The sequence below is a fragment of the Bacillus sp. L75 genome (assembly GCF_003676355.1).
Classification (GTDB): domain Bacteria; phylum Bacillota; class Bacilli; order Bacillales; family Bacillaceae; genus Bacillus; species Bacillus velezensis.
Window position 1 is genome coordinate 91,969 of the sequence record NZ_ML064908.1, and the last position, 25,877, is coordinate 117,845.

The window sequence follows — 25,877 nt, forward strand, 5'->3', positions numbered from 1 at the left end:
CGTACTTACTCTTCCTCAGCATTGTTCATCCGTTCTTTTATTTTAAAATGTATCATACGCTGTCATCCGGCGGAAGTCAATAACCTTTCGGATCGGTCAGGCCGAGCATGTCCCGCGCCATTTGCATATGCTCCTCTTGCCCCGTCTGAAGCGCGAACTTCGCCGTTTCCACAGGGTAAGCGGCCTGCCATTCTGTCACATGCTGATTTTCGTTTACAAAAATATGCGGAGGATGCAAGTCGCCATGGATCAGCACGGAAAAATCAGGCCAGTACGAACTGTCATTTATCCACGTTTGCCATCTTTTCCAAAGCCAGCTTACCGGCTGCCTCCGCTGACAAATTTTGATCCTTCGCGTAAATCTTTCGCCTCCAAAAAGAAGACGTGAATGAATTTTTTCATATTCACTTTAACCGGAGAAAGCGGCACGGTTTCCTTAGCCTGCATTTCTTTCATTCTCTTGCTGACAGCGGGGAAATCAAAGAATTTCGAGGCGTAATATTCAAATTTGGGGTTTGAAAAATCAGTTGTGCCCAATGAAGCGAAATGGTTTAACGAATGAATGACGGCCCTTCTGATCCGCTGTTCCGAGGCTTTGATTTCCCTGTTAACCTCGGCTTGTGCCGCCGCAGGCCCCAGCTTCCGGATGGCGACGTTTGTAAACATCTGCTTTAAAGACGGGATGTTTCTTTCCGCCTGTTCATCCTCAAATAAATAGTGAAGGACGGCCATGAGGTCATGCGCCCCGCTTTCTCCCACGATGCCTAATTCCGATAAAAGAAATTTTCCTGTTTCTTTGATTGATTTCTCGTGCATCCCCCCCGGCCCGCTTTTTTTCGGCTCATTCCGCTGAATAAGACGGCTTAACGAGTGTTGGATGTCGCCGATCGAGGTTTCCAGTTCAATCCGCTCTTTTACTTTTCCCAAAACGGTGACGATCTCGATTTTGTTGATCGGTTTGTGGATAAAGTATTCGATGCCGAGAGAATAAGCTTCTCCCACCATTTCCTTTGCCTCCACCTGCGATATCATCACCGCTTTTCCGTTGTACGATCCCTGAAGATGCCGGATCGTCTCAATCCCGTCCCGACCCGGCATCAGCAGATCAATTAATAAAATATCGACTTGTTTAAAATGGAGATAATGCCCTTCAATCTGGCTTCCGTCCTCTGCCTCACCGACGACTTCTCCTAAGTCCTCGTCCTCGATCATCTGTTTTAAAATGGAACGGATCGCCCGGTCATCATCAGCTATAAAAAAACGCATATTATGAGTTCATCCTTTCTGCAATCAAATGCTTCACCGGCAGTTTAATCGTAAATATGACGCCTTTTGGCTTGTTATGAAAGGAAATGTCTCCGTCAAGTTCAGTTACGATTTCCTTCACGTAAGTAAGCCCGATGCCCGTTGAAGGTGTGCCGAATTCATCGTATTTGGACGTAAACCCGGGATCATAAACGACCTCTCCGATTTTTTCCGGAATGCCGGGACCGTCATCTTCCGCCTGAAATTCAGCCTTTTCTCCTTCCGTCCTGCGCAGCGCGAGGCGGATCTCACCCCTGTCTCCCATGGCTTCGACGGCATTGGCGGTCAGGTTATTTAAGATCGACAGGACGGTAAAGACGTGATAATCGGGATGCTCTCCTTCAATCACGCTCCGGAATTGAATGTCCTTGCCTAAAGATTCGGCGTATTTTTCATTGATTCGGATGACGATGCCGACCAGAGCGGCGGCATTCATGTAATCCCGGAATCTCTCATTGGAAATCAGCTTCGACAGGCCGGCGAATATTCGCTGATTGTCTTTTTTCACTTCATGAATCTCTCCCGCAAGGCGCAGCATTCGGCTCCCGAGCTCCCGGTCGTTCCCGCTCATTTCCCGATATAGCTGATAGGATTCTTTCGTCACATGCTCCGTCGTTTTCAGCGTTTTTTTCAAATGAATCGTTTCTTCATATAAGTTGGACACAATCATCAGCATGTGCTCATGCTGCTTTCTCGTTTGTTTTTCCCTGACCTGAGATTCGTGCAGCTTCATCACGTTGAAAAAACTCAGCACAATAAATGTGTGAGAAACAGCGATAACCGCAATATCCGCCAGCTTGTCCGGCATCATAATCTGCCGGCCGCCGGAAAACTGAACCGTCATTTCAACGGCATCGGACGCAATTTCAATGAGAAAACCGAGAAACCCGATCATCAGCGGCCGATCCCAAAAAAGCCTGACCTTCAGCACATAAAACAAGCAGGCATATGTAAAGTAAAAAAAGAAACTGGGATATTGGCTGAAAAAAGCCTCCGCAAAGCCGGCATGCTCTCCTCCCCAGCACGCCAGGCCGATCCGGAATGCCACAACGGCTGCACCTGTCAACAGCCCTGACAATACTGCCGGCACATGCCGAAGCAGCAGCAGAAAAAAGAAAAAAGCCGGGGCGCCGAAGCTGATCCGATATACCTCATTCAGAGGGTAAAATTTCAGTTCCCCCGCCAGCGGCACGGTGATCAGCATAAGGGCGAAAAGATAGCCGTCTTTTTTCAGTAAATAGTCGAGCCTGATCATAATCACTTCCTTCTTCTGTCTATTTTGAACAAGACCGATACAGTCCGCAAATTTCTTTAGACCCGAATGGCGGGACACTCCGGCTGATTTATAAATCTATCGGCTTATTTTAAGAATGATTTTGTCGTATTTTGTATGATTCTGTAGATGTCATTATACATTAACATGGAACACGCTATTTTTGAAAACGTTTTCCAAGACCGGTTTCCGCTTCGGACAGGCTTGCAATAGAGGAGGAATGTTATGAAAGATATGGTCAGAGAGCGCCTTGAAAAAGAGGAACTGGCTTCACTTTTACAAGATTGGGTCGAGCATTACCGACCGTTTTCCGTCAATGGAAAAAGCGCAAATTATATACCCGCCCTCGGAGAAATCAACGACTCTCAGCTGGGCATTTGCATATTAGAGCCGGATGGCTCAATGATTCATGCCGGTGAATGGAATGTCCCGTTCACATTGCAGAGCATCTCAAAAGTCATAAGCTTTATTGCCGCCTGCATGAACAGAGGCATTTCTTACGTGCTGGATCGTGTGGACGTGGAACCGACGGGTGATGCGTTTAATTCTATCATCCGGCTTGAAATCCATAAACCCGGGAAGCCCTTCAACCCGATGATCAATGCCGGCGCCATTACCGTCGCCTCGCTGCTTCCGGGTGAAACGGCGCATGATAAATTAGAATATCTCTTTTCCGTTTTTGAAAAATTAATAGGAAAACGGCCTCACATTCACGAGGAGGTCTTCCGTTCTGAATGGCAGACCGCGCATCGGAACAGAGCGCTCGCCTACTATTTAAAAGAAACGAACTTTCTCGAGGCGGATGTGGAAGAAACGCTTGAAGTGTATTTAAAGCAGTGCGCCATGGAGGGTACAACCGAGGACATCGCTTTAATCGGATTGATACTTGCGCATGACGGCTACCATCCGATCCGACGGGAACAGGTCATTCCGAAAGATGTCGCAAAACTCGCCAAAGCCCTGATGCTGACGTGCGGAATGTACAATGCGTCAGGCAAATATGCGGCTTTCGTCGGCGTCCCGGCCAAAAGCGGGGTATCCGGCGGCATTATGGCATTGGTTCCCCCAAGCGCCAGAAGAGAACAGCCTTTTCATAACGGCTGCGGCATCGGCATTTACGGTCCGGCCATTGATGAATACGGCAACAGCCTGACCGGCGGCATGCTGCTGAAACATATCGCACAGGAGTGGGAGCTCAGTATTTTTTAATCAAACGAACCAAGAGGTGATTGGATGCAGGAATTCCTTGAAAATGTAATCGGCTCGGCAAATGATTTTTTATGGTCAAAACTGTTAATCGTACTGCTTCTTTCTCTGGGACTGTTTTTTACGTTCAGATCAAAGGGTCTGCAAGTCCGCATGCTGAAGGAAATGATCCGGGTTTTGAAGGAAGGCGCGGCCGCCCGGACAAAAAACACCATTTCCCCGTTTCAGGCATTTTGCATCAGTATGGCGGCGCGTGTCGGAACCGGGAATATTACCGGAATCGCCATTGCGATCGCACTCGGCGGTCCGGGCGCTATTTTCTGGATGTGGATTATCGCAGTCATCGGTTCGGCTTCAAGCTTTGTTGAAAGCACGCTGGCCCAAATTTATAAAGTAAAAGATCAAAACGGATTCCGCGGAGGCCCGGCCTATTACATGGAAAAGGGCCTGAAGAAACGCTGGATGGGCGCGCTGTTCGCCGTATTAATCACACTGTCATTCGGGGTTGTTTTTAATTCCGTTCAATCCAATACGATCAGCGTCGCCTTTCAAAACGCATTCGGCACCAGCCGGCTTACATTGGGCATTATTTTAATCGTGGTTTTCGGCGGCGTAATCTTCGGCGGCGTCAAACGAATTGCGAAAATGGCGGAATACATCGTAGTCGTCTTGGCCGTTTTATATATCGGTGTCGCTTTCTTTGTCATTCTGACGAACATCACCCAATTGCCCGGCGTTCTGTCGCTAATCGTAAAAAATGCGTTCGGCATTGATCAGGCAGCGGGCGGCGCTTTAGGTGCGGCCTTGATGCAAGGTGTAAGACGCGGGATTTTCTCAAATGAAGCGGGTATGGGAAGCGCTCCGAACGCGGCGGCGACAGCTACGACGAGCCACCCGGTGAAACAGGGGCTCATTCAGGCATTCGGCGTCCTGACGGATACGCTCGTCATTTGTACAAGCACGGCGCTTATCATTTTATTTTCAGACGCGTATCACCAGCCGGGACTGAGCGGCATCGCGCTTTCTCAGGCCGCCTTGAGCGATCATGTCGGCGCATGGGCGTCAGGTTTCCTTGCCGTCTTAATGCTTTTGTTCGGCTTCAGCGCTCTGATGGGCAACTATTATTACGGAGAAACCAATATCGGATTTTTAAGCCAGAACAAAAAATGGCTGTTCATTTACCGCATCTGCGTGCTCGGAATGGTACTGTTCGGCTGTATTTCCAAAGTCCAGCTTGTGTGGGATATGGCTGACTTGTTCATGGGCTTAATGGTGGTCGTGAACTTAATCGCGATTTTCCTTCTGTCGAAAAAAGCGTTTGCCGCTTTGAGCGATTATGTCCGGCAAAAGAAAGCCGGAAAGGACCCCGTCTTTTACAGAGATGTACTCCCTGATGATGACGGGATCGACTGCTGGGAGTATTCAGACATCGCGAAAAGTGCGAAAGGCAAACACATTTCCTAAACAAAAGGTGTTCGGGCAGCGTCCTGAACACCTTTTTTCTGCCGGTTCATTGACAAAGAGAATAGCGTCCATTACCCTTTTTATATATTTTCAGTAAAGTCAGAAAGGAAGGCCTATGAATCCCATTACACAAATATTAAATGAATACCCGGTTATGATCATAGACGGCGCGATGGCAACCGAGCTTGAGCGGATGGGCTGTGATTTACATGATGATCTGTGGTCGGCCAAAATTCTTTTGGAGAGACCAGAACTGATCAAACAGGTGCATGCAGAATATTTTGCCGCCGGCGCTGATTGCGCGATCACCGCCAGTTATCAATCGACAATCGAAGGATTTGCAGCGCGCGGCATCCCGGAAACCGATGCGATACGTCTCATTCAGACATCTGTTGAACTTGCCGCACAAGCACGCGATGAATTTTGGGCGCATGAAGAAAACCGTTTACACCGGCCCAAACCTTTGGTCGCCGCTTCTATCGGGCCTTACGGCGCGAGCCTCGCTGACGGCTCAGAATATCGCGGGCATTACGGACTGACGGAGGATGAGCTGATCAGCTTTCACCGCCCCCGGATGAAAGCCCTCATAGAATCCGGCGCCGATCTTTTGGCCTGTGAGACCATTCCGTGCCTGTCAGAAGCAAAAGCGATCACAAGGCTGCTGGAGGAATTCCCCGGCACTTATGCATGGATCAGCTTCAGCGCCAAAGACGGGCGGCATATCAGCGAAGGCACGCCTATTTCCGAATGCGCGGCCCTGCTTGACTCCTGCAGCCAAATCGCAGCGATCGGCATCAACTGCACACCGATCGAACATATTCCGCCGCTGATAGAAGAAATCAAACGGGCAGCATCCAAACCGATTATCGCCTATCCGAACTCCGGTGAACAATATGACCCGGTGACAAAAACCTGGAAAGGCGCAGCGTGCGAAAACCATTTCGGAAAAAGCGCGCAAAGCTGGTACGAAAACGGCGTGAGCCTGATCGGAGGCTGCTGCCGGACGAAACCCGCGGACATCCAAGCCATTGCCGATTGGGCCAAGACCTTAAAAACAACTTGACTAATCGGAATAGTTTGTATATTCTATTCAAAAAGCCGGTTCGCCGGAATCTCGTGCCGTTCGCCGGCATGAGATTTTTTATTAGAACGGCTCTCGCAGAAAGTTGGAAAACAATGAACAACAAGAACGAGACGAATTTTCAGAGAAGTATGAAAAGCAGACACCTCTTTATGCTATCACTCGGAGGTGTGATCGGAACGGGGCTGTTTTTAAGCTCTGGGTATACCATTCATCAGGCGGGTCCGGCGGGCACCATTTTCGCTTACCTTTTGGGCGCGGGCATCGTCTATCTTGTCATGCTTTGCCTCGGTGAACTGTCAGTGGCCATGCCGGTGACGGGCGCATTCCACACCTATGCGAAGACCTATATCGGGCCCGCGACGGGCTTTACGGTCGCATGGCTGTACTGGCTGACGTGGGCGGTGGCGCTGGGCTCTGAATTCACGGCGGCCGGGCTTTTCATGCAGCGCTGGTTCCCGCATACTTCAGTTTGGATGTGGAGTGCGGTATTCGCTCTTTTCATCTTTTTATTAAACGCCTTCTCCGTGAAATTTTTTGCTGAATCGGAGTTTTGGTTCTCAAGCATTAAAGTCTTAGCCATCTTACTGTTTATTTTATTGGGCGGAGCGGCGATGTTCGGCATCGTCCCGATGAAAAGCGGTGAGGCCGCACCTATGCTGTCGAACTTTACGGATGGCGGCAGCCTTTTTCCAAATGGCTTTTTCCCGATACTGATGACGATGCTTTCAGTAAACTTCGCTTTTTCAGGGACGGAATTGATCGGAATCGCCGCAGGGGAAAGCGCCGATCCGGAAAAAACCGTTCCGCGCGCCATTAAGACTACAGTCTGGCGGCTGGCGCTTTTCTTTATCGGAACGATTTTTGTGCTGTCAGGGATGATCTCCATCAAGGAAGCCGGTGTGATTGAAAGCCCGTTCGTCACGGTATTTGACAGAGTCGGCGTGCCTTATGCGGCCGATCTGATGAATTTCGTCATTTTAACGGCGCTTCTGTCTGCGGCCAATTCAGGGCTGTACGCGTCATCACGCATGCTGTGGTCCCTGTCTAAAGAAGGGGAGCTTCATCCCGCCTTTGCCAGGCTGACCTCTAAAGGCATTCCTTTTAACGCTCTGATCTTCAGTATGATCGGCGGCATTCTGTCGTTGTTGTCAAGCGTATTTGCAGCGGATACAGTCTATCTTGTTCTCGTCTCCGTCTCAGGATTTGCGGTAGTGGCTGTGTGGATGAGCATCGCCGCATCGCAATTTTTGTTCCGAAGACGGTTTCTTACAGAAGGGCACCAGCTTTCAGACTTGAAATACAGGACGCCGGGATATCCGGCCGTACCGATAGCGGCCTTTCTCCTATGCCTCGCCTCCTGTATCGGCATCGCTTTTGATCCGAACCAGGCCATCGCCCTTTATTGCGGAATTGCATTTATGGCCGTTTGCTACACCGCTTATTACTTGAAAAACCGGAAAAGCAGAGCCCGCGTGCAAGCCGTAAAATCCCAATAACCAAAAAAAGAACCCTGCAGCGCAAGGGTTCTTTTTTCATTTATACTTCAACCACCCATCTGAACGAATCCCGCACCTTCCCGACTTGGATGCCGGCAATCGTTTCATAGAGCCTTTCTGACACTTCACCGATCAAACCGTTATTCAGTTCAATCGTTGCTCCGTGAATGTGCAGCGCGCCGACCGGCGAGATGACGGCCGCGGTTCCTGTACCGAATACCTCTGACACCTCGCCTCTCATCGCAGCCTCATAGATGTCATCAATGGCGACCTGTTCTTCCCTGACGCGGATGCCCCAGCTTTTTAACAGCTCTATCACAGATGCGCGTGTGATGCCCCCGAGAATGCTTCCGTTTAACGCCGGCGTTACGGCCTCTCCGTTTATGATGAAAAAGATATTCATACTCCCTACCTCTTCGGCATATTTCTTTTCCACCCCATCGAGCCAAAGCACCTGATCATACCCCAGTTCTTCGGCTTTCCGCTGAGCCTGTAAGCTGGCCGCATAATTTCCGGACGTTTTGACGTCGCCCACTCCGCCGGTGACGGCACGCACATACTCATCCTCCACATAAATCCGGATCGGTTTCAGCTGATCGCCGTAATACGAACCGACAGGCGTCAGAACAACCATGAACTTGTAACGCTTTGACGGCCGGACGCCTAAAGAAGGCTCAGTCGCAATTACAAACGGACGGATATATAAAGAGGTTCCTTTTTCTATCGGTATCCATTCCTGCTCCAGCTCCACCAATTGTATCAATGCCTCCAGCGCCAGCTTCTCGTCAAGAGGCGGCATGCTCATCCGCCGTAACGATTTATTCAGCCGTTTTATATTTTGGTCAGGACGGAACATCAACACCCGTCCGTCTTCTGACCTGTAAGCCTTCAGCCCTTCAAATACGGCCTGCCCGTAATGGAAAACCGATGCGGAAGGGTCAAGGCGGACCGGTTCATAAGGGGTGATTCTCGGATCATGCCACCCTCTCTCCTCTTCGTAATCCATGACAAACATGTAATCAGTGAAGTACTTGCCAAACCCCAATGAAGCGGAGTCCGGTTTTTCTTTTCTTGCTGTGACCTTACGTCTTTCAATCAGTTGATTCAACAAAAGCACACCTTTCTTTTAATTGTTCAAATTTTCAGTCTTTTATAAGCTGCCTGTTTTCTCTGCCTGAATCGTGTATGCACAGATATATGAGGATGCAGTTGACCGTATCATATCAAATATACCACTTATAAGAGGATAATTATCAAAATTTTTGATATTTTCAAGCGAAAATCTAACTTTATTTTATTCTGCTTGATTTTTTTCAATGAGGACTTTCTGTCATATTAAATGATTGCGCTTACATAATGTAAAGCAATCCTTTCTTTCGCACAGTCAATAATGTGACAAATTTATGGCGAATAGGAAGGTGGTTGCCGCCTGCTTCACGAATTACGTATGAAATGCGCAAGTAAAAGGGGGATTCGCTTGAAAAAATTTATCGCATTCCAGATTTTGATCGCTTTAGCCATCGGAGCATTGATCGGCCACTTCTTCCCGGATTTCGGGATGGCGCTGCGGCCCGTCGGAGACGGATTTATCCGCCTGATTAAAATGATTGTCGTGCCGATCGTGTTTTCGACCATTGTTATCGGAGCCGCCGGCAGCGGCAGTATGAAAAAGATGGGCAGTCTCGGCATCAAAACGATTATTTGGTTTGAAGTGATTACGACGCTTGTTCTGGCGCTCGGTCTGTTATTGGCGAACGTGCTGAAGCCGGGAGTCGGACTTAACCTCTCTCATCTTGCTAAAAAAGATATTCACGAGCTTTCCGGCTATACGGAAAAAGTAGTCGACCTGAAACAAATGCTTCTTGATATTATCCCCGTTAACATCATTGACGTCATGGCGAAAAACGATCTTCTCGCCGTCATTTTTTTCGCGATTTTATTCGGTGTTGCCGCAGCCGGCATCGGCAAAGCCTCCGCACCTGTCATGAGTTTCTTCGAATCCACGGCAAATATTATGTTCAAGCTGACGCAAATGGTAATGGTCACCGCTCCGATCGGCGTTCTCGCCCTGATGGCCGCCTCTGTCGGGCAATTCGGAATCGCGCTTTTGCTTCCGATGCTGAAGCTGATCGGCACTGTGTTCCTCGGGCTGTTCCTGATACTCTTCGTTCTGTTTCCGATCGTGGGGCTTATCTTTAAAATCAAATACTTTGAAGTGCTGAAAATGATTTGGGATCTGTTTTTGATCGCTTTCTCCACGACAAGCACAGAAACCATTCTGCCTCAGCTGATGGATCGGATGGAGAAATACGGCTGTCCGAAGCGGGTCGTCTCCTTTGTGGTTCCGTCAGGTTTATCGCTGAACTGTGACGGCTCAAGCCTCTATTTATCGGTGTCCTGTATTTTTCTGGCGCAGGCGTTTCATGTGGAGATGCCGCTTTCTCAGCAGCTTCTGATGATGCTTGTGCTCGTCATGACAAGCAAAGGCATTGCCGCCGTCCCGTCAGGCTCACTCGTCGTGCTTCTGGCGACAGCGAATGCCGTCGGTCTCCCCGCGGAAGGCGTCGCCATCATTGCCGGTGTCGACCGCGTCATGGACATGGCGAGAACCGGCGTTAACGTGCCCGGCCATGCGGTCGCCTGCATCGTCGTGTCCAAGTGGGAAAAAGCATTCAAATATAAAGGACCCGTCACGGCAGACCAGACCGCCCGGACAGAAAGTATGTAAACACAAAAAAGACCACCTTATTGGTGGTCTTTTCTATTAATCAATCGCCGCATGATCCTCTTGTTCAATCAAAGCAAGGCGTTCATTGATTTCTTCCTGAGTCATTTCGTGCTCTTTCACATACATGTTGCGTTCGTTCGTACGGCATTCGTGACTGCAGCTGCGCATGTATTTGTATTCATTCTCAGGTGTGCAGATCATTTTTTTATTACATGCCGGATTTGCGCAGTTCACATAACGCTCGCACGGCTCGCCCGTGAAATAATCTTTTCCGATGATAACGTGCTCTACACGGTTGACCGGTACGCTGATTCTTTCGTCAAACACGTAGCACTGTCCGTCCCACAGTTGCCCTTTCACTTCAGGATCTTTACCGTAAGTGACGATACCGCCGTCAAGCTGGGACACGTCTTCAAAGCCCTTCTTCAGCAGCCAGCCGGAAAATTTTTCACAGCGTACGCCGCCTGTGCAGTACGTGAGGATTTTTTTGCCTTCAAGCATGTCTTTATGCTCTTCAATCCAGTCCGGCAGCTCACGGAACGCCTCAATATCAGGTCTGACCGCTCCGCGGAAATGACCGAGGTCATACTCATAGTCGTTTCTGGCGTCGATCACGATCGTGTCAGGATCCTGCATTTGCTCATAAAAGTCTTTCGGTTTCAAATGCTTGCCCGTCGTGACATTCGGATCAACATCATCTTCGAGACGAAGCGTCACCAATTCTTTTTTATGGCGCACAAACATTTTGCGGAATGCATGTCCGTCAGCCTCGTCAATTTTGATCGGCATGTCGGCAAAGCGCGGATCAGCTTTCAGTGCATTCATGTATTGATCCGTCTGTTCAACCGTTCCGGACACCGTACCGTTAATGCCTTCCTCAGAAATCAAAATACGGCCTAACAGACCGAGCTCCTTACAAAACTTCAAATGCTGAGCCGTGAACTCCTCAGGCTCATCAATCTTTACATATTTATAATAAAGTAAAACTCTATATTGTTTTTCCATGATTTATACACCCTGTTCAATTATATTAATGATCGCACACTCTACTATATCATACAGGAAAACGGGCGAAAGATGAACATTTCCGTCCGTACTCTTTCTTCCAGTCACGCTTCGCCTTTTAAAACCTGCTGAAAATAAAACCGATACGTATTGCGCAAAAAGGTCTCAAGCGAAAGGCCGGCCGCGGTCTGATACTTGCCGATAATAAACGGAAAACGGTCACGGCCTTTTGCCCGCAAAAGATCGGCGCTGTCTTCAGCCAGTTCTGAGATGAGCGCCTCAACGACAGGCCGGCATGCGTCCCGCACGGCTTCAAGAATTTGCTGATCCCCTGTATGCTGGTACTGTTCTATCAGCTTTGCCAAATCCTTTTCTTCCATAATGTTCACTTCCTTACACCATATAAAAAAGAGGAGCAGCTTTTATAAAGCGGACGCCTCCTCCTGTGACTCCGCATAACCGATGATCTGACCGACCTGTAATTCACGGCCTTCAGTCAGGTTATCCGAAGGGGTAAACATATCTTTCTCGAATACTAAAATAACGGTCGATCCAAATGAAAAATAGCCCAGCTCTTCCCCCGTCTCAAGCCTGTTTCCGGTGTTTGTCTGAACGATCGAGTTAATATTCATCGCACCTACCGGAATCATGAGCATCTGCTGGTCAGCACGGGTCAGCTCGTACACATAACGGTAATTTTTTGAGAGCACGTCTTTCCCGTACTTTAACCCCATCGTATTAACGGGATAGGAGCGTTTCCCCAGCTCGGCCAGCTTCTGATACGTGCAGCTGACAGGAGAATGGAAGCGGTGGTAATGTCTCGGGCTCAGGTAAAGCACGGCAAAACACCCGCCGTTATACTTGTGATCGGCGCTTTTAAACCCCGTCAGTTCGGCGAACGAATAATCCTTCCCTTTTACCATGAAAGTTTGATTGGGTTTAATCATGCCAACCGTCTGAACGACACCGTCCACCGGGCTGACGATGGCGTTCTTCTCTTTTGCCACGGGGCGGAGATTTAAATTAATATCACGAATGAAAAATGACGCCAATGAATCAAAGTCAGAAGCCGTGCGTTCCGTTTCATTCCAGTTGATGCGATAGTGTTTGGAAAACAGCGGAATCATCGGCTTGCTCAGTTTCGATTCACAGAAGTTTTTAATGAGATAAGACGTCAATCGATTATTAGTCAGTTCAATCAATGAACGGTAAAGAACTTTAGCGGCAGTATTAAACATTGATTACTCCTATGAATTTTCCTATAGTAATAAAAATAAAACACCATAAAAACGCTCCGATGGCGGCGAAGCATAAGTAGGTTTTGAATTCCATTCTGCCGATTCCGGAAAAGTAGCAGGTCACGTGTCTGATGCCGGGGATGAAATAACCTAAAATAATGGTGTACGGCCCGTACTTCTTCATCCACCTGTCTACTTTCTCCATCCTCTTTTCCTTCAGGCCGACCCATTTCCCGAACTTATTAATAAACGGCCGGCCGGCTTTTCTGCCGATGAAGTAGCTGATAATCATCCCAAGGAGCGCTCCGATAAAGCTGATCAGAATGGAGAGCCCGTAATTCAGCACGTTTAAATGAGCGAAGTAGCCCACAAGCGTCATCATGACTTCATCCGGAATAGGCAATCCGATAATACCGAGTGTCAGCATAAGAAAAATCGCGATATATCCGTAATCGGATATTAATTGCTGAACTAATTCCATCTTCTGCTCTCCAGGTTTTCAGGCGCCTGTTTTTTAAAGTGCGGAAATTTAATGTTGCTGACCATTAAATAACCGAGCGCGATCGTTCCCGCCCCCAGAAGAAAAGCGTTATTGATAAAGCTCAAAATGACAAGACACATACCCGCAAACGGAATCGGCATCCCGATAAACGTCGGCAGCTTGCTTTGTTCAATATTAAATCTGGAAAGACGGATCATCCCGCAGATACTGTAGGAAAGCGCGATTAAAATTCCGATGAACGGAATCGTATATAGTGAAACACTGTAAGCGAGCATGGACGGCGCCACGCCGAACGTCACGAGATCAGCAAAAGAGTCAAGCTCCCTTCCCATCTCCGATACCGCGTTCAGCTTACGGGCGGCCAAACCGTCAAAGAAATCAAGAAACATCCCGGTGAAAATAAAGATCACCGCAGAGTGTATATTATGATACAAAAGGGAATGAATCGATAAGAGCCCGCAAATAAAATTTCCAATTGTAATCATACTAGGTATATAATTCACAGTTTACACAAACCCCCAATTAAAACCATATCAAATCGGACTGCGTATGCATAAAGGCTCCATTTTACGGAAACATAAAATGAAATTCTTTCAATGCTATCATTCAAATTCTTTTATTATACAGCATTTGGTGTTATTTGAACAATCTAATCTGGTGATTTTTGTTTTTTCGCCGTTCATATTAAGGTAAGCAATCATGGATGCCTTTATTCCGGATTACCCTGCTTCAATATTCCATGCCGCGATCCGGATTGTCCGTTCTTGATGAATGAAAAGCCGTATGATGTATTGTTATTTCCTTCTCCGTGAAATGAGAACATTACATATAACGATTGCGGACATAAAAAGTTTCATGAATTAAAAAGCCGGCACAAAACGGCCTCATACATTATCTCACAACCCCGTTTTCCAGTATATAGTCTGCCAAACAAAAAAGGCGCCTTACCATTACGGTAAAAACGCCTTTTAAGATCATTTTATGTAATTGATAAATGACTGAGTGCTTCGGCCGCTATTTCTCTGGCTTCTTCAACGGTCTCAGCTGCAGAAAGCGCAACCGCCATACGGCGTCCTACTTTCGTGACGGGTTTACCGAATACGCGGACCTGAGTGCTTTTTACTGCCAAAGCCTTCTCCAAACCTTCAACCGCATAATCAGCAAGCTCTTTTGGCGCCTTCAGCGGACGGCTTGCCCCCGGCGACAGCTGAGTGATTTCGGGAATCGGGAATCCCAATACCGCGCGGACATGAAGCGCAAACTCCGACAAATTCTGCGTTACAAGCGTAACGAGCCCCGTATCATGCGGACGGGGAGACACCTCGCTGAAATATACTTTATCTTCAGTAAGGAAAAGCTCCACCCCGAACAAACCGTATCCGCCGAGCTCGTCCGTTATGCTTTTCGCAATGTGTTTCGCCTCTTTGATCTGCTGTTCCGTCATATGATGAGGCTGCCATGATTCAATATAGTCACCGTCTTTTTGTTCATGTCCGATCGGCGCGCAAAAGGACGTACCGTTCGCCGCGCGCACTGTCAGAAGAGTGATTTCTGATTCAAACGGAATGAATTCCTCAACGATGACCCGGCCGTTTTTCACCCGGCCGCCTTCCATCGCCATGTCCCAGCAGCTTTTCAGCCCGGAAGCCGAGCGGCACACGCTTTGCCCTTTTCCGGAAGAGCTCATCAGCGGTTTTACCACGCACGGAAAGCCGATTGTTTCCGCCGCTTCTTTAAATTCTTCATATGTATTCGCGAATTCATAGCCGGCAGTCGGAAGATGAAGCGTCTCTGCCGCAAGCCGTCTGATGCCTTCACGGTCCATCGTCAGCTTTGCCGCACGCGCATTCGGAATGACGTGAAAACCTTCTTCCTCAAGCTTCAGCAGCTCATCCGTCGCAATGGCTTCCACTTCCGGCACGATCAAGTCCGGTTTTTCTTTCTCAATGACTTCTCTGACCTGCGCTTTATCAAGCATATCAATCACATAGCTTTTGTGCGCGGCCTGCATGGCGGGAGCATGCTCATAGCTGTCAACGGCTACAGTGACAACCCCGAGCCGCTGCGCTTCAATGACGACTTCTTTCCCCAGCTCGCCTGATCCTAATAACAACATCTTCTTCGCCTGATACATGTCCTTTGGCCCCTCCCTTTCTATACCCCACTCATTATAACGGAAATATTCAAAAAATAAAGACAAGATAGATGACAAGCTCTATCCTGTCTTTTGCGCTGATTCGAGCGATTCAATCGCCGCTGACACGTCCTTCTCGCAATATTGCCCCATTAAACATAACGATTCTTCCGCCCGGCAGGCGTGAGAAGCAATGCGGCGCTTGGCTTCCTCATGGTTGTCAAGGATGCCGAGATCACAGAGGCTGACGGGGAAACCGAGCCGGCGGTAAAACGGAAGCAGCTCTTCAATCTCAGGTCTCCGATTCTCAAGCGCGAGCTGCACCAATATGCCGTAAGCAACCTTCTGGCCATGCAGCACCTGATGTGTCTCCTGAAGAAAACTGAGTCCGTTGTGGACCGCATGCGCCCCTGCCATCCTGCACAAACGGCCGCCATACCCGCCGACCGTTCCCGCAAGCATAATGATCGTTTCCGCCGTATGGATGAACGGCACGGACAGCTCGCCTTTCTCCATGCTTCCGACGGCCGCTTCACTGTAACGCAATAACAGATTACGGATATATTCCGCCTGTCTCAGCCCCGCCTGCGCCATCAGCGGCGCCGCCTCCTCCGTATTTCTGATGACCGCCTCAGCCTCATACCATTTCGCCAGCGTATCACCGATCCCGCTTTTCATATATTCAATGGGAGAGGAAAGCAAAAACAGCGGATCAACAAGCGTCAAATAGCTTGAACGCTTATGATAATCAACTCTGATAAAATTGCCGCTCTCATCATATATGACACTCAACGGCGTACTTGCCGCACACGTCCCCGCAATGGAAGGAACCATCACAGCTTCTATATCAAGCCGGTCTGCCGCCGCTTTTGCCAAATCCAAAATCGTGCCGCCTCCGATACCGATGATCACATCCGCGTCTTCCGCCTGCTCACAGACCTTACGCACCGCCTCAGGTGAACAGTATCCTTTATGCTGAATCACATCCCAGGAAGAACCGCCGCCGTAATCGGAGAACGCCTGATAGGATTTGATTCCGGTCACAATAACGGGTTTTCTGAATGTCTCCAGCAGCCCCGGAAGTTCTTTTGCGATTCCTTCCTTGCATATGTACTGATTCGGGCCGCTTCGGACGATATCTTCAGGCTTCATTCGAATCTCTCCTTTGGCTGGAATTTATATATATTTTCCCACTTGTCAGAAAATACATCAACCGGAGGTGCTTAGCGCTTCGCTTCTTCCGCCTCCAAAAACAGCTCATCAAGCCGCTCCAAAGCCTCTGCCTTTTCAAAACTGCTGAACCACAGATCATCATAAGAATCAAGGATGCGGTAATGGTGGGAAATCAAATGCTGCTGCAAGCGGAACTCGCCTTTTTTCTCGATGGCTTTCCACCACACCTTGCCGCCCATCGTCTTCCCCTTCGGCCTGTCAATTGTGCGGTGAGCAACCGTTTCAATGACCTCCAGCGGATCATCTCCTAATACGGATTGCAGTGTTTCACTTGATCTGAAAAGCGCGCAAACCGCCACAACATGCGGCCATTCCGCAAGCGCCCGCCCTTTCTCAATCTGCACCAGCGACTTTTTAGAAAGGCCGATCACATCCGCCATTTTCTCCTGTGTGTAGCCTCTCTCCGACCGGATTTTCTTCAGCTGGACTGAGACAAGCTCAGTCATATAATCTTGATCCATCTCAACCTCCATATTTATCAATATAGCCATTTTACACCGCGGCACGCCTTTTTTATATCAGAACATTTTCAAACGAAGCAAAAGAACCCGGGATTGGCTTATCATTGAAGCGATGTACCTTTCCGCATAATCCAGAATGATGCGGTGAAATACAAACGTACGCCCGAAGAGACAGGTGCGGGCTCCCTGGCGGTTGAGCTCCGGACAAAATAAAAAGCTGCCGCAGCTGCAGCAGCTAAAACTTTATAGACCGGAAAATCAGCATTATGAAGCGAATACAATCCATCTTGCACTATAATTGACACGTTTTTTCGAACCCTGATTGACCATTTTAAATCTGTATGAATCTCCTTTTTTTAACGAAGGTGTTTCAAAATAAGTCGTTCCATTTTTCTTTGCATTGGCGGTTTTGATTGTTTTCCAGGCACCTTTGCCGTTGACTTGCTTTTGGACGTATATTTTATACGTGCCCTTCCCTTTACTGTTGGATTTAAAAGTCACGGCTCTCAAGGTGTACTTTTTTGTCGTTTTAGTGAATTTAGGGTGATATGTATTGATCACATAGTTAGTGAAATACCCGCTTTTATAAGTATGAAGCCAGTCTTTAGCCTCTGCTTTTTGCGGAGAAGAAAAACCCATAAAACCAATTCCGCTGATTAAAAGAGTAAAAATAATGATGAGCGACTTAAAAATCTTTTTGCTTTTCATCGAGAAAATCCTTCCTTCCTGTAACTATTTACCCTATTTATGTTAATGACAATATAGCCAATCATAAATCCGTCCAACTAACCATTTTGACCGCAGGAAGAGATGTGAACAGCCCTTAAAATGACTATATGACTACTACTTATGATTCTTGTCATTTTTGATTAAGTGATAAAGTTACTTTAAACCGCTATTCATTTTGTTGTTTTTGTATCAATTGTCATAGCGAGGTCTTTTCCTATCAATGCCTCTCTTTCGGCGTTTGTTCTGCTGCCGTGATGGGGCGCTCCTTGGATAAACCCCTGCACCCATGACAAACTGTCATACGTTTGCCACCTATGAATGAACGCACAATACACATAATGGAGGGATTGCAATGGACGAAATGGTCCTGGAAACACAACAATGGCTGAATGAGACGTACAAAGGCAGACACGGGTACAACAAAGTGCCGGAAAACGGAAAAACGGGCTGGGATACCATTTACGGTCTGACACGGGCGCTTCAAATTGAGCTTGGTATTTCAGAACCTGCCGATAACTTCGGACCGACGACACAAAGATTGTTTAAGCCGTTGAAAAAGCAGGCTCCCGATTCTAAGCCGACAAACATGAATTACATTCTGCAGGGGGCGCTGTGGTGTAAAGGTTTTAACCCCGGCGGATTTTCAGGCGTTTTCTATGAAAATACCGAAAGCGCTGTAAAAGAGTTTCAAAAAGCGGCCGGGCTCACTAAGCAAGACGGCATCGTCACGGCACTCATTATGAAAGCCTTGCTGGATATGAGCGCTTTTCGGTTAGTAGCGGGAGGCGACAAAAAAATCCGCCAAATCCAGCAGAACCTGAACCGGGATTACAATGACTACATCGGCTTGATGCCTTGTGACGGCTTATATGCCCGCGATACAAACAAGGCTCTCATTTATGCCCTGCAAAAAGAAGAAGGCATGAGCACAAGCGTCGCCAATGGATTTTTCGGAAACGGAACGACCAGCTTATGTCCTACCTTGACTCCCGGCGATTCACGGACAGGCTTTGTTTTGATTGTTCAATACGCGCTTTACTGTAATGGGAAATCATTTGACCCCGGTGAATTCGACGGAAAATACGGCGTCGGCGTTGTATCGGCAGTGAAAGCTTTCCAAAAGTTTATGTGCCTGCCGCAGACCGGTTATGCGGACATGCCGACGATTAAAGCTTTATTATCAAGCTCAGGCGACACAACACGGGCTGCTTCAGCTTGTGACACCGCTGCCATTTTGACGGCAGATACAGCTAAAACTTTGCGTGAGAATGGCTATAAGATCGTGGGAAGATATCTGACCGGGAATGTGCGGACAAGCAGCGGACTGACATCGAAAGCGTTGACGTCAAAAGAACTTTCCGCGATTTTCAATGCCGGCTTAAGCGTGTTTCCGATTTATCAGGACGGCGGCTATGAATCTTCTTATTTTGTAAAAGACCAAGGAACGAGAGATGCGTACAGCGCTGCATCAGCCGCCCGAAGATTAGGTTTTCCGTCAGGAACGACCATTTACTTTGCGGTCGATTTCGATGCGTATGATTATGAAGTCACGGATAAAATCATCCCTTACTTTCAAGAAATCAAGTCAGCTTTTATGAAAATGCAGGCGTTCTCAACTGCGCCGAAATATGAAATCGGCGTATACGGACCGAGAAACATTTGTATCCGGACGTCAGAAGCAGGTCTGACCAAATATAGCTTTACGGCTAACATGTCGACCGGATTCAGCGGCAACCTCGGATACCCGATGCCGAAAAACTGGGCTTTTGATCAATTTTATGAAGGATCAATCGGAAGCGGAGCGGGAAAAGTCGCCATTGACAAAGACGGATACTCCGGAAAAGACTCGGGTGCAAGCAGCGTCCATCCGCCTTCTGATCCTGTGTATGATGCAAGACTGCGCACGCTGACGGATATTTTAACAACCATTCCTGCTTTAGAAAATATATCGAATCTTGCGAATGCCATGTTTGAATTCGACAAGACAGAAACCATTTATGCATCACCTGAAATGGATATTCTTTTATCTACTTCACTTTTGGCAACAGTGCCAAGCGAAGGTTCTCCCAACACAGTTACCATTACAAATGGCAAACCGGGAGCCTATATTACCGGTCTGATGGGAGATTCACAAGTCTCTTTTACAGCATCACAAATTGATTCCTATCAAAACCTGCTTAACAGTCTGAGCTTGTCAGTCCGCAACGGTTATTTAGAAGTGTATGTCAATCCGGCTGCAGGATCGCTGAATATTCAATTTAAAATTTATACACCTGATATTCCGGTCGGTGACAGTGCTACAACTGGACTAACAACTACCATTACATTTAAAATAAAACAAAAGAGCTTCAGGTTGCCGGATTCCGAAGAGGTGTACTCCCCGGATTGGGATTCTGTCGTGAATACCATGGCTATTGCAGGCGCAGGAATTATTGTTATTGTAGGGATCGGTGCTTTAGTCGTTTTAGCACCTGAATTAGGAGGAGCGGCAGCCTTGTTCAGCACGGTTTTATCACTATTTCTATAATTGAACAGGCAGCTCCTTGCTCCAGGAATGCTCAATGAGTATTCTTGGAGTTATTTCTAAAGGAGGATTCGCATGAAGATTGATATGCAGACATACAAGGAAACCGTTCAAAAAATAGAAACCGATTTGATTCCGCGAAGTCAAAATGACGAAGAACTGCTTACATACTTAATGAAACAAGATTCGCTCACACTGAATCAAATGAAAATGTGTCTCACTGAACCGCCCCTCACCTTCCAACATACTGTCAAAATCGTATGTACAGTCACATTCATCACGTTATATATCTTTTTTTTCAGCACTCATTTTAATGATTTGATTGAAATGGCTCTGCAGATGGTTTTCGGCCTGGCCGGCCTTGTTTGGATTATTGCTGCATTTCCGTTTTCAAGAAAAATCCAAGTGTCTGACCGTTTCAGACAAAAATCTGAAAACGCCCGTATCACCGGAATGATAGACTTCGTCCTCGAACAACGATACAAAGACATGATCAGTTAAAAACCCCTCTGCTTAAGGGGTTTTTTTATTATGCAATCCCTTCACCCCCCTTATCAAAAAAGGCCCTTCCCCTTTGGAAATAACCGGAACACCCAATTTCGTTTTCAATATAATGAGGTAGTGGATCTGCAAAGAAAGAAGGGCGACATGATGGGTATCATTAATGGCAAAATGTTCATTGACCGATTAAATCAGCTTGGAAATGAGATTTGGCTCGATGGTGAAAAGATCGAGGGACAGATTTCTGAACATCCCGCATTTAAGGGCCTTCTGGAAACGAAGCGCTCTCTTTATGATTTGCAAACGAAACCGGACATGAAAGATCAAATGACTTACAGTCTTCCCGGTAAAAAAGAACGGGCCGGGCTTTCATACCTGCAGCCGAAAACGAAAGAAGACGTAAAAAGAAGAAGAAACATGTTCGAACATTGGGCCAGACACACGCACGGAATGATGGGACGAAGCCCGGATTATATGAATACCGTGTTGATGAGCTTCGCCTCCTCTGCCGCGCTTTTGAAAGACCGCGATCATTGTTTTCCGGAACATGTTCAAGCGCTGTACGAACGCGCTGCTGCACAGGATCTTTCTTTTACGCACACGTTTATCACCCCTCAGGTGAATCGTTCACAAATGGGTGTAAACGTATCGCCGACACCTATCTCGGCAAAAGTCGTCGATAAAAATGAAAAAGGCCTCATCATACACGGCGCCCGGATTTTAGCCACACAAGGCGGCCTGACGGATGAAGTGCTCGTGGTTTCTCTGCCTAAAATGTATTTTGAATCGGATGAAGCGTTCGCTTTTTCAATCCCTTCCAATACAAAGGGAGTAAAATTCATCTGCAGGGAATCTTTCGTACTCGGAAAATCATCGTTTGATTATCCGCTCAGCTCAAGATATGAAGAAATGGATTCTATCGTTGTATTTGATCACGTTTTGGTCCCTTGGGAACGCGTATTTTTTTATAATAATTACGAGGCGGCTTTTGATTTTAATATGAAAAGCTCTTTTAACGCCTTCTCATTTCATCAAGTCATCACGAGACAAATTGTAAAGACGGAGTTTCTCCTGGGCCTCGCCCAAACGCTTGCCGAAGCGATAGATGTGGGCGAATATCAGCATATTCAGGCTAAGATGGCTGAAATCATCACCGGTCTGGAAACGATGAAAGCCCTTTTGGAAAAGTCGGAGAATGATGCGGAAACAGATGAATGGGGTTATATGCGTCCGAGTGTCACTCCGCTTCGTGTGGTCAGCGCGATTTTTCCCGACATCTACCCGCGCTTCACGGAAATCATTCAGCTGATCGGGGCAAGCGGAATGGTGACTTTGCCGACTGAAAAAGCGTTCCGTTCTGACATCAGAGGAGACCTTGACCAATATTTGCAGGCGGCCGAATTGAACGCTGAAGACCGGGTAAAAGTGTTCCGCCTCGCATGGGATTTGACCATGAGCCCCTTCGGAACAAGACAGACACAATATGAGCGGTACTTCTTCGGTGACCCCGTCCGCTTAACCAGCCATCTGTACAGAAGCTATCCGAAAGAAGAACAGACCGCGGTCATCAAGGAATTCCTGCACATTCATAAATAAAACAAAGCAGAGAGCGCATCTCTGCTTATGATAGCTGGATCGGCTGCCGCCGATCCTATTTTTTATTTTGGCTGATCACCACCATCGTAATATGCGATAACGCGAAAGAGACAAGCGTATACACAACGGCCCACCCGATAAACGAGAAATTCAATACGGTAAAGGTGCATATAAGGCAAACGGCCAAAGCGGCAGCCGGCATAATGAACGCGTTTTTAAACAGGTACGTTCCGGCGACTGACAAGATGATGATACAAAGCGGCAGAACACCGAACGCAAAATCCAATTCATCAATCAACAGATGCACTCCCTTCGCTTTTCTTAGTCCGGCCTAACACATCTTATGCCTGAGTACAAAATCGAGTACTTCAAATCTTTCGCGCTCCGGCTGATTTTCCCTCCGGTTATTTATTCAAAAAAATGAAAACTTTCCTTAAAGCGTTTACATTCACGTCAGACTGTGATAATTTAAGAAAGCGCTATCATACACAAGTTAATGATTTTTGGATGGAGATGAGGAGAACCAGGAAACCCCGCCCTTTCACAAGGGTGATTTCTGGTTCTTTTTGTCATTTTCAAGGAAAGGAGTCATACATACATCATGATAGACGTTCAGCAAAGGGGAGGATATGATGTTTCAATTGTTTAAGCCGGCTCCGCATATTGAGAGATTGGATGATTCAAAGACGGATGCGGCCTATAAACGGCTCAGGCTGCAAGTATTTTTGGGGATTTTCATCGGGTATGCCGGGTATTATTTGCTTCGCAAAAACTTTGCCTTCGCTATTCCTTATTTTCAGGAACAAGGGTTTTCAAAAGGGGAACTTGGCTTGGTGCTTGCGGCCGTATCAATCGCTTACGGCTTCAGTAAATTTATTATGGGGATGGTGTCTGACCGCTGCAACCCGAGGTATTTCCTTGCGACGGGTCTGTTTTTGTCAGGTGTCGTAAACATTTTATTTGTTTCCATGCCGTGGGTCACGTCAAGCGTGACGATTATGTTTATTTTTATGTTTATTAACGGATGGTTTCAAGGAATGGGCTGGCCGCCTTGCGGACGGACGATGGCTCATTGGTTTTCCATCAGTGAACGCGGCACGAAAATGTCGATATGGAATGTCGCCCATAACATAGGCGGAGGTATTCTCGCCCCGCTCGTGACTCTCGGCATCGCCATGTTTGTTACTTGGAAAAGCGTGTTTTTCTTTCCGGCGATTATCGCCATCGTCATTTCATTTGTGATTGTTCTTCTCGTACGGGACACGCCGCAATCCTGCGGGCTTCCGCCGATTGAAGAATACCGGAATGACTATCCGAAACATGCGTTCAAAGACCAGGAAAAAGAGATGACGACCAAAGAAATTCTTTTTAAATACGTGCTGAATAATAAATTTCTGTGGTATATCGCATTTGCCAATGTCTTTGTTTACTTCGTGCGGTACGGTGTCGTTGACTGGGCGCCGACTTATTTGACGGAAGCGAAAGGGTTCTCTCCTGAAGATTCCAGATGGTCTTATTTCCTTTATGAATATGCGGGAATTCCGGGAACGATTTTGTGCGGCTGGATCAGCGACCGGTTTTTCAAAAGCCGCCGCGCGCCGGCAGGCGTACTGTTCATGGCCGGCGTATTTATCGCTGTATTGGTCTACTGGCTTAACCCTGCCGGTCATCCGCTCATCGATAATATCGCGCTGATCAGCATTGGGTTCTTAATCTATGGACCTGTCATGCTGATCGGGCTTCAGGCCATTGACCTTGCGCCTAAAAAAGCGGCGGGAACGGCAGCCGGCTTAACCGGGTTTTTCGGCTACATCGGAGGCTCTGCTTTCGCCAACGCCATCATGGGTTATGTCGTAGACCGCTTTGACTGGAACGGCGGCTTTATCATGCTTATCTCCTCATGCGTGCTGTCCATCGTCTTCTTGGCTATGACGTGGAATACGGGCAAGCGGGCGGAGCATGTGTAAGAAAACAACATAAAAGATTAATATTTTTGCAGTACAGCATTTACAACGATTTTCTACACTAGAGACAGATATTGATTTTTAAGGGGGAAGAAAACATGCGGAAACATAAATTGTTTGCTTTGGTATTGCTTTCATTCGGTTTATTGTCATTCATCGTCACGCCTGTATCGGCGGCGGGAAAAGGAAACCTCTTGTCTCCTGACAGAATTTTGACCATTGCCCATCGCGGTGCTTCGGGGTATGTCCCGGAGCACACGATCCTTTCTTATGAAACTGCGCAAAAAATGAAGGCTGACTATATTGAGCTGGATTTACAAATGACAAAAGACGGCAAGCTGATCGTCATGCATGATGAAAAACTGGACCGCACCACAAACGGACAAGGCTGGGTGAAGGATCATACATTAGCCGAGATTCAAAAGCTCGACGCCGGCTCTTGGTTCAATAAGGCCTATCCGGAAAAAGCAAAACCGCAATACGCCGGACTTCGCGTTCCCACACTTGATGACGTGTTAAAACGGTTCGGCAGACATGCAAACTATTATATTGAAACAAAGGCGCCCGAAACATATCCGGGTATGGAAGAAAAACTGATCGCTTCACTGAAAAAATACAAATTGGCAGGTAAGCATGCGAAACTTGGACAAGTTATCATTCAGTCTTTCAGCAGGGACAGCCTTCTGAAAATCAAACAGCTCGATCCGAAACTTCCCGCCGTCCAATTGCTTGAAGCGGAACAGATGACGTCAATGACTGACGCAGATTTAACGGACATTAAAACATATGCCGTCGGAATCGGACCGGATTACAAAGCGCTGAACGCTCAAAATGTCCGAAACATTCGCAGCCACGGCCTTCTGCTTCATCCTTACACCGTAAACAGCGAGGCGGACATGCGCCGTCTGCTGAATTGGGGCGTAACCGGTGTGTTTACCAACTATGCGGATATATTCCAAAAGGTTAAAAAAGAATACAAATCATAAAGCCACATGGGTTCGGAGATGATGCCGAACCCATTTTTTTTGCCCGATCATGCAAACGCCATCATGGGTTATGTAGCGGGCGGAGCATATATTAAAGCTTACATTCACCTTTATATTAATTAAAGGTATCACTGTAATTGTGAATTACCTATGATACCTTACAAACAAAAGGATATAATTATTTATTTCTATTATCTATTTTCTTTCTTATACTATTTGTAATAGACGATAATACAAGTGATACTAAACCATAGACAACCACCCATCCCCAAAAGGATAGATTAAAAACAGTAAACATTAGTATGACAGAAACAACTATACTGACAAGCGGCATTATATACACTTTTTTGAAAATATAAGTGAATATAATCGATAAGACGATAATAGAAAGTGGTAAAATACCAAAAGCAATATCTAGCTCATCCATTATTATTCTCCTTTGTGAATT

General features: G+C 47.2%; 24 protein-coding genes, 1 pseudogene and 1 other annotated feature (1 of these 26 running past the window's edge). Of the genes and pseudogenes, 10 read left to right on the forward strand and 15 right to left on the reverse strand.

What is annotated here, in order from left to right; genetic code table 11:
* Nucleotides 1-28 (reverse strand) — a binding site (T-box leader); it reaches 222 nt to the left of the window's first position.
* Between the two features lie 48 nt (nt 29-76).
* From D5S11_RS20065 to glnK, 3 genes and pseudogenes are all read right to left on the reverse strand, one after another.
* Nucleotides 77-313 (reverse strand): annotated as a pseudogene (locus D5S11_RS20065) (hypothetical protein); the annotation flags it as partial.
* 5 nt (nt 314-318) lie between these two features.
* The gene (gene glnL / locus D5S11_RS13895) at nt 319-1,266 is read right to left on the reverse strand and encodes a glutamine utilization two-component system response regulator GlnL (RefSeq protein WP_039252880.1); all 948 of its coding nucleotides are present in this window, start codon (nt 1,264-1,266) and stop codon (nt 319-321) included.
* Nucleotide 1,267: 1 nt separating this feature from the next.
* Nucleotides 1,268-2,560, reverse strand: coding sequence for a two-component system sensor histidine kinase GlnK (gene glnK, locus D5S11_RS13900; protein ID WP_108725185.1), 1,293 nt, complete (start codon nt 2,558-2,560; stop codon nt 1,268-1,270).
* 243 nt (nt 2,561-2,803) lie between these two features.
* On the opposite strand from glnK, the gene D5S11_RS13905 reads away from it, so the two are divergent.
* From D5S11_RS13905 to D5S11_RS13920, 4 genes are all read left to right on the forward strand, one after another.
* Complete coding sequence (locus tag D5S11_RS13905; RefSeq protein ID WP_007409011.1) at nt 2,804-3,787, forward strand: glutaminase; 984 nt, start codon at nt 2,804-2,806, stop codon at nt 3,785-3,787.
* 24 nt (nt 3,788-3,811) lie between these two features.
* Entirely contained in the window at nt 3,812-5,248 is a 1,437-nt protein-coding gene (locus D5S11_RS13910; RefSeq protein ID WP_007409010.1) for an alanine/glycine:cation symporter family protein, read from the forward strand.
* Nucleotides 5,249-5,363: 115 nt separating this feature from the next.
* The gene (gene mmuM / locus D5S11_RS13915; protein WP_053104613.1) at nt 5,364-6,311 is read left to right on the forward strand and encodes a homocysteine S-methyltransferase; all 948 of its coding nucleotides are present in this window, start codon (nt 5,364-5,366) and stop codon (nt 6,309-6,311) included.
* Nucleotides 6,312-6,424: 113 nt separating this feature from the next.
* Nucleotides 6,425-7,828, forward strand: a complete 1,404-nt coding sequence (locus tag D5S11_RS13920; protein ID WP_161620106.1) for an amino acid permease — start codon at nt 6,425-6,427, stop codon at nt 7,826-7,828.
* A 40-nt stretch (nt 7,829-7,868) separates the two neighbouring features.
* Here D5S11_RS13920 and D5S11_RS13925 read toward each other — a convergent pair whose 3' ends face one another.
* Nucleotides 7,869-8,936: a branched-chain amino acid aminotransferase gene (locus D5S11_RS13925; protein ID WP_032870220.1), complete on the reverse strand. Its 1,068-nt coding sequence runs from the start codon at nt 8,934-8,936 to the stop codon at nt 7,869-7,871.
* A gap of 369 nt (nt 8,937-9,305) precedes the next feature.
* On the opposite strand from D5S11_RS13925, the gene gltP reads away from it, so the two are divergent.
* A complete protein-coding gene (gene gltP, locus D5S11_RS13930) occupies nt 9,306-10,556 on the forward strand; it encodes a glutamate-aspartate/proton symporter GltP (RefSeq protein ID WP_007409006.1) in 1,251 nt (416 codons plus the stop codon).
* A 36-nt stretch (nt 10,557-10,592) separates the two neighbouring features.
* On the opposite strand, the gene trhO is transcribed toward gltP, so the two are convergent.
* The 9 genes from trhO to D5S11_RS13975 all read right to left on the reverse strand — a co-directional run bounded on the left by trhO (nt 10,593) and on the right by D5S11_RS13975 (nt 17,837).
* Complete coding sequence (trhO, locus tag D5S11_RS13935; protein ID WP_047935154.1) at nt 10,593-11,561, reverse strand: oxygen-dependent tRNA uridine(34) hydroxylase TrhO; 969 nt, start codon at nt 11,559-11,561, stop codon at nt 10,593-10,595.
* A gap of 104 nt (nt 11,562-11,665) precedes the next feature.
* Entirely contained in the window at nt 11,666-11,941 is a 276-nt protein-coding gene (locus tag D5S11_RS13940; protein ID WP_007409004.1) for a hypothetical protein, read from the reverse strand.
* Between the two features lie 42 nt (nt 11,942-11,983).
* On the reverse strand, nt 11,984-12,799 hold the full coding sequence (locus D5S11_RS13945) for a phosphatidylserine decarboxylase (RefSeq protein WP_007409003.1): 816 nt from the start codon (nt 12,797-12,799) through the stop codon (nt 11,984-11,986).
* Nucleotides 12,792-13,280, reverse strand: coding sequence for a DedA family protein (locus D5S11_RS13950; protein WP_003156711.1), 489 nt, complete (start codon nt 13,278-13,280; stop codon nt 12,792-12,794). The genes D5S11_RS13945 and D5S11_RS13950 overlap by 8 nt, the downstream gene beginning before the upstream one ends.
* Nucleotides 13,271-13,804, reverse strand: a complete 534-nt coding sequence (gene pssA, locus D5S11_RS13955) for a CDP-diacylglycerol--serine O-phosphatidyltransferase (protein WP_007409002.1) — start codon at nt 13,802-13,804, stop codon at nt 13,271-13,273. Before pssA ends, D5S11_RS13950 begins: the two co-directional genes overlap by 10 nt.
* Before the next feature lie 476 nt (nt 13,805-14,280).
* Nucleotides 14,281-15,435 (reverse strand): phosphoribosylglycinamide formyltransferase 2, encoded by a 1,155-nt coding sequence (gene purT / locus D5S11_RS13960; protein WP_007409001.1) that lies wholly within the window; start codon nt 15,433-15,435, stop codon nt 14,281-14,283.
* A gap of 81 nt (nt 15,436-15,516) precedes the next feature.
* Complete coding sequence (locus D5S11_RS13965) at nt 15,517-16,587, reverse strand: iron-containing alcohol dehydrogenase family protein (protein WP_108725186.1); 1,071 nt, start codon at nt 16,585-16,587, stop codon at nt 15,517-15,519.
* A gap of 71 nt (nt 16,588-16,658) precedes the next feature.
* A complete protein-coding gene (locus D5S11_RS13970) occupies nt 16,659-17,129 on the reverse strand; it encodes a helix-turn-helix transcriptional regulator (RefSeq protein WP_003156718.1) in 471 nt (156 codons plus the stop codon).
* A gap of 264 nt (nt 17,130-17,393) precedes the next feature.
* Complete coding sequence (locus D5S11_RS13975) at nt 17,394-17,837, reverse strand: Ser-Thr-rich GPI-anchored membrane family protein (protein WP_007408999.1); 444 nt, start codon at nt 17,835-17,837, stop codon at nt 17,394-17,396.
* A 373-nt stretch (nt 17,838-18,210) separates the two neighbouring features.
* On the opposite strand from D5S11_RS13975, the gene D5S11_RS13980 reads away from it, so the two are divergent.
* The 3 genes from D5S11_RS13980 (at nt 18,211) to hpaB (ending at nt 22,479) form a co-directional block, all read left to right on the forward strand.
* Nucleotides 18,211-20,385 (forward strand): glycoside hydrolase domain-containing protein, encoded by a 2,175-nt coding sequence (locus tag D5S11_RS13980; RefSeq protein ID WP_020955257.1) that lies wholly within the window; start codon nt 18,211-18,213, stop codon nt 20,383-20,385.
* A 72-nt stretch (nt 20,386-20,457) separates the two neighbouring features.
* The gene (locus tag D5S11_RS13985; protein ID WP_108725187.1) at nt 20,458-20,883 is read left to right on the forward strand and encodes a hypothetical protein; all 426 of its coding nucleotides are present in this window, start codon (nt 20,458-20,460) and stop codon (nt 20,881-20,883) included.
* A 150-nt stretch (nt 20,884-21,033) separates the two neighbouring features.
* Nucleotides 21,034-22,479: a 4-hydroxyphenylacetate 3-monooxygenase, oxygenase component gene (hpaB, locus tag D5S11_RS13990; RefSeq protein WP_032867275.1), complete on the forward strand. Its 1,446-nt coding sequence runs from the start codon at nt 21,034-21,036 to the stop codon at nt 22,477-22,479.
* Between the two features lie 55 nt (nt 22,480-22,534).
* On the opposite strand, the gene D5S11_RS13995 is transcribed toward hpaB, so the two are convergent.
* Nucleotides 22,535-22,777, reverse strand: a complete 243-nt coding sequence (locus tag D5S11_RS13995; protein WP_007408994.1) for a DUF2651 family protein — start codon at nt 22,775-22,777, stop codon at nt 22,535-22,537.
* 334 nt (nt 22,778-23,111) lie between these two features.
* Here D5S11_RS13995 and glpT point away from each other — a divergent pair, with 334 nt between their 5' ends.
* Both glpT and D5S11_RS14010 read left to right on the forward strand, forming a co-directional pair.
* Entirely contained in the window at nt 23,112-24,446 is a 1,335-nt protein-coding gene (gene glpT, locus D5S11_RS14005) for a glycerol-3-phosphate transporter (protein WP_003156725.1), read from the forward strand.
* Between the two features lie 95 nt (nt 24,447-24,541).
* Nucleotides 24,542-25,429, forward strand: a complete 888-nt coding sequence (locus D5S11_RS14010; RefSeq protein ID WP_007408993.1) for a glycerophosphodiester phosphodiesterase — start codon at nt 24,542-24,544, stop codon at nt 25,427-25,429.
* A gap of 178 nt (nt 25,430-25,607) precedes the next feature.
* On the opposite strand, the gene D5S11_RS14015 is transcribed toward D5S11_RS14010, so the two are convergent.
* Complete coding sequence (locus tag D5S11_RS14015) at nt 25,608-25,856, reverse strand: DUF2651 family protein (protein WP_020955256.1); 249 nt, start codon at nt 25,854-25,856, stop codon at nt 25,608-25,610.
* Nucleotides 25,857-25,877: the final 21 nt, after the last annotated feature.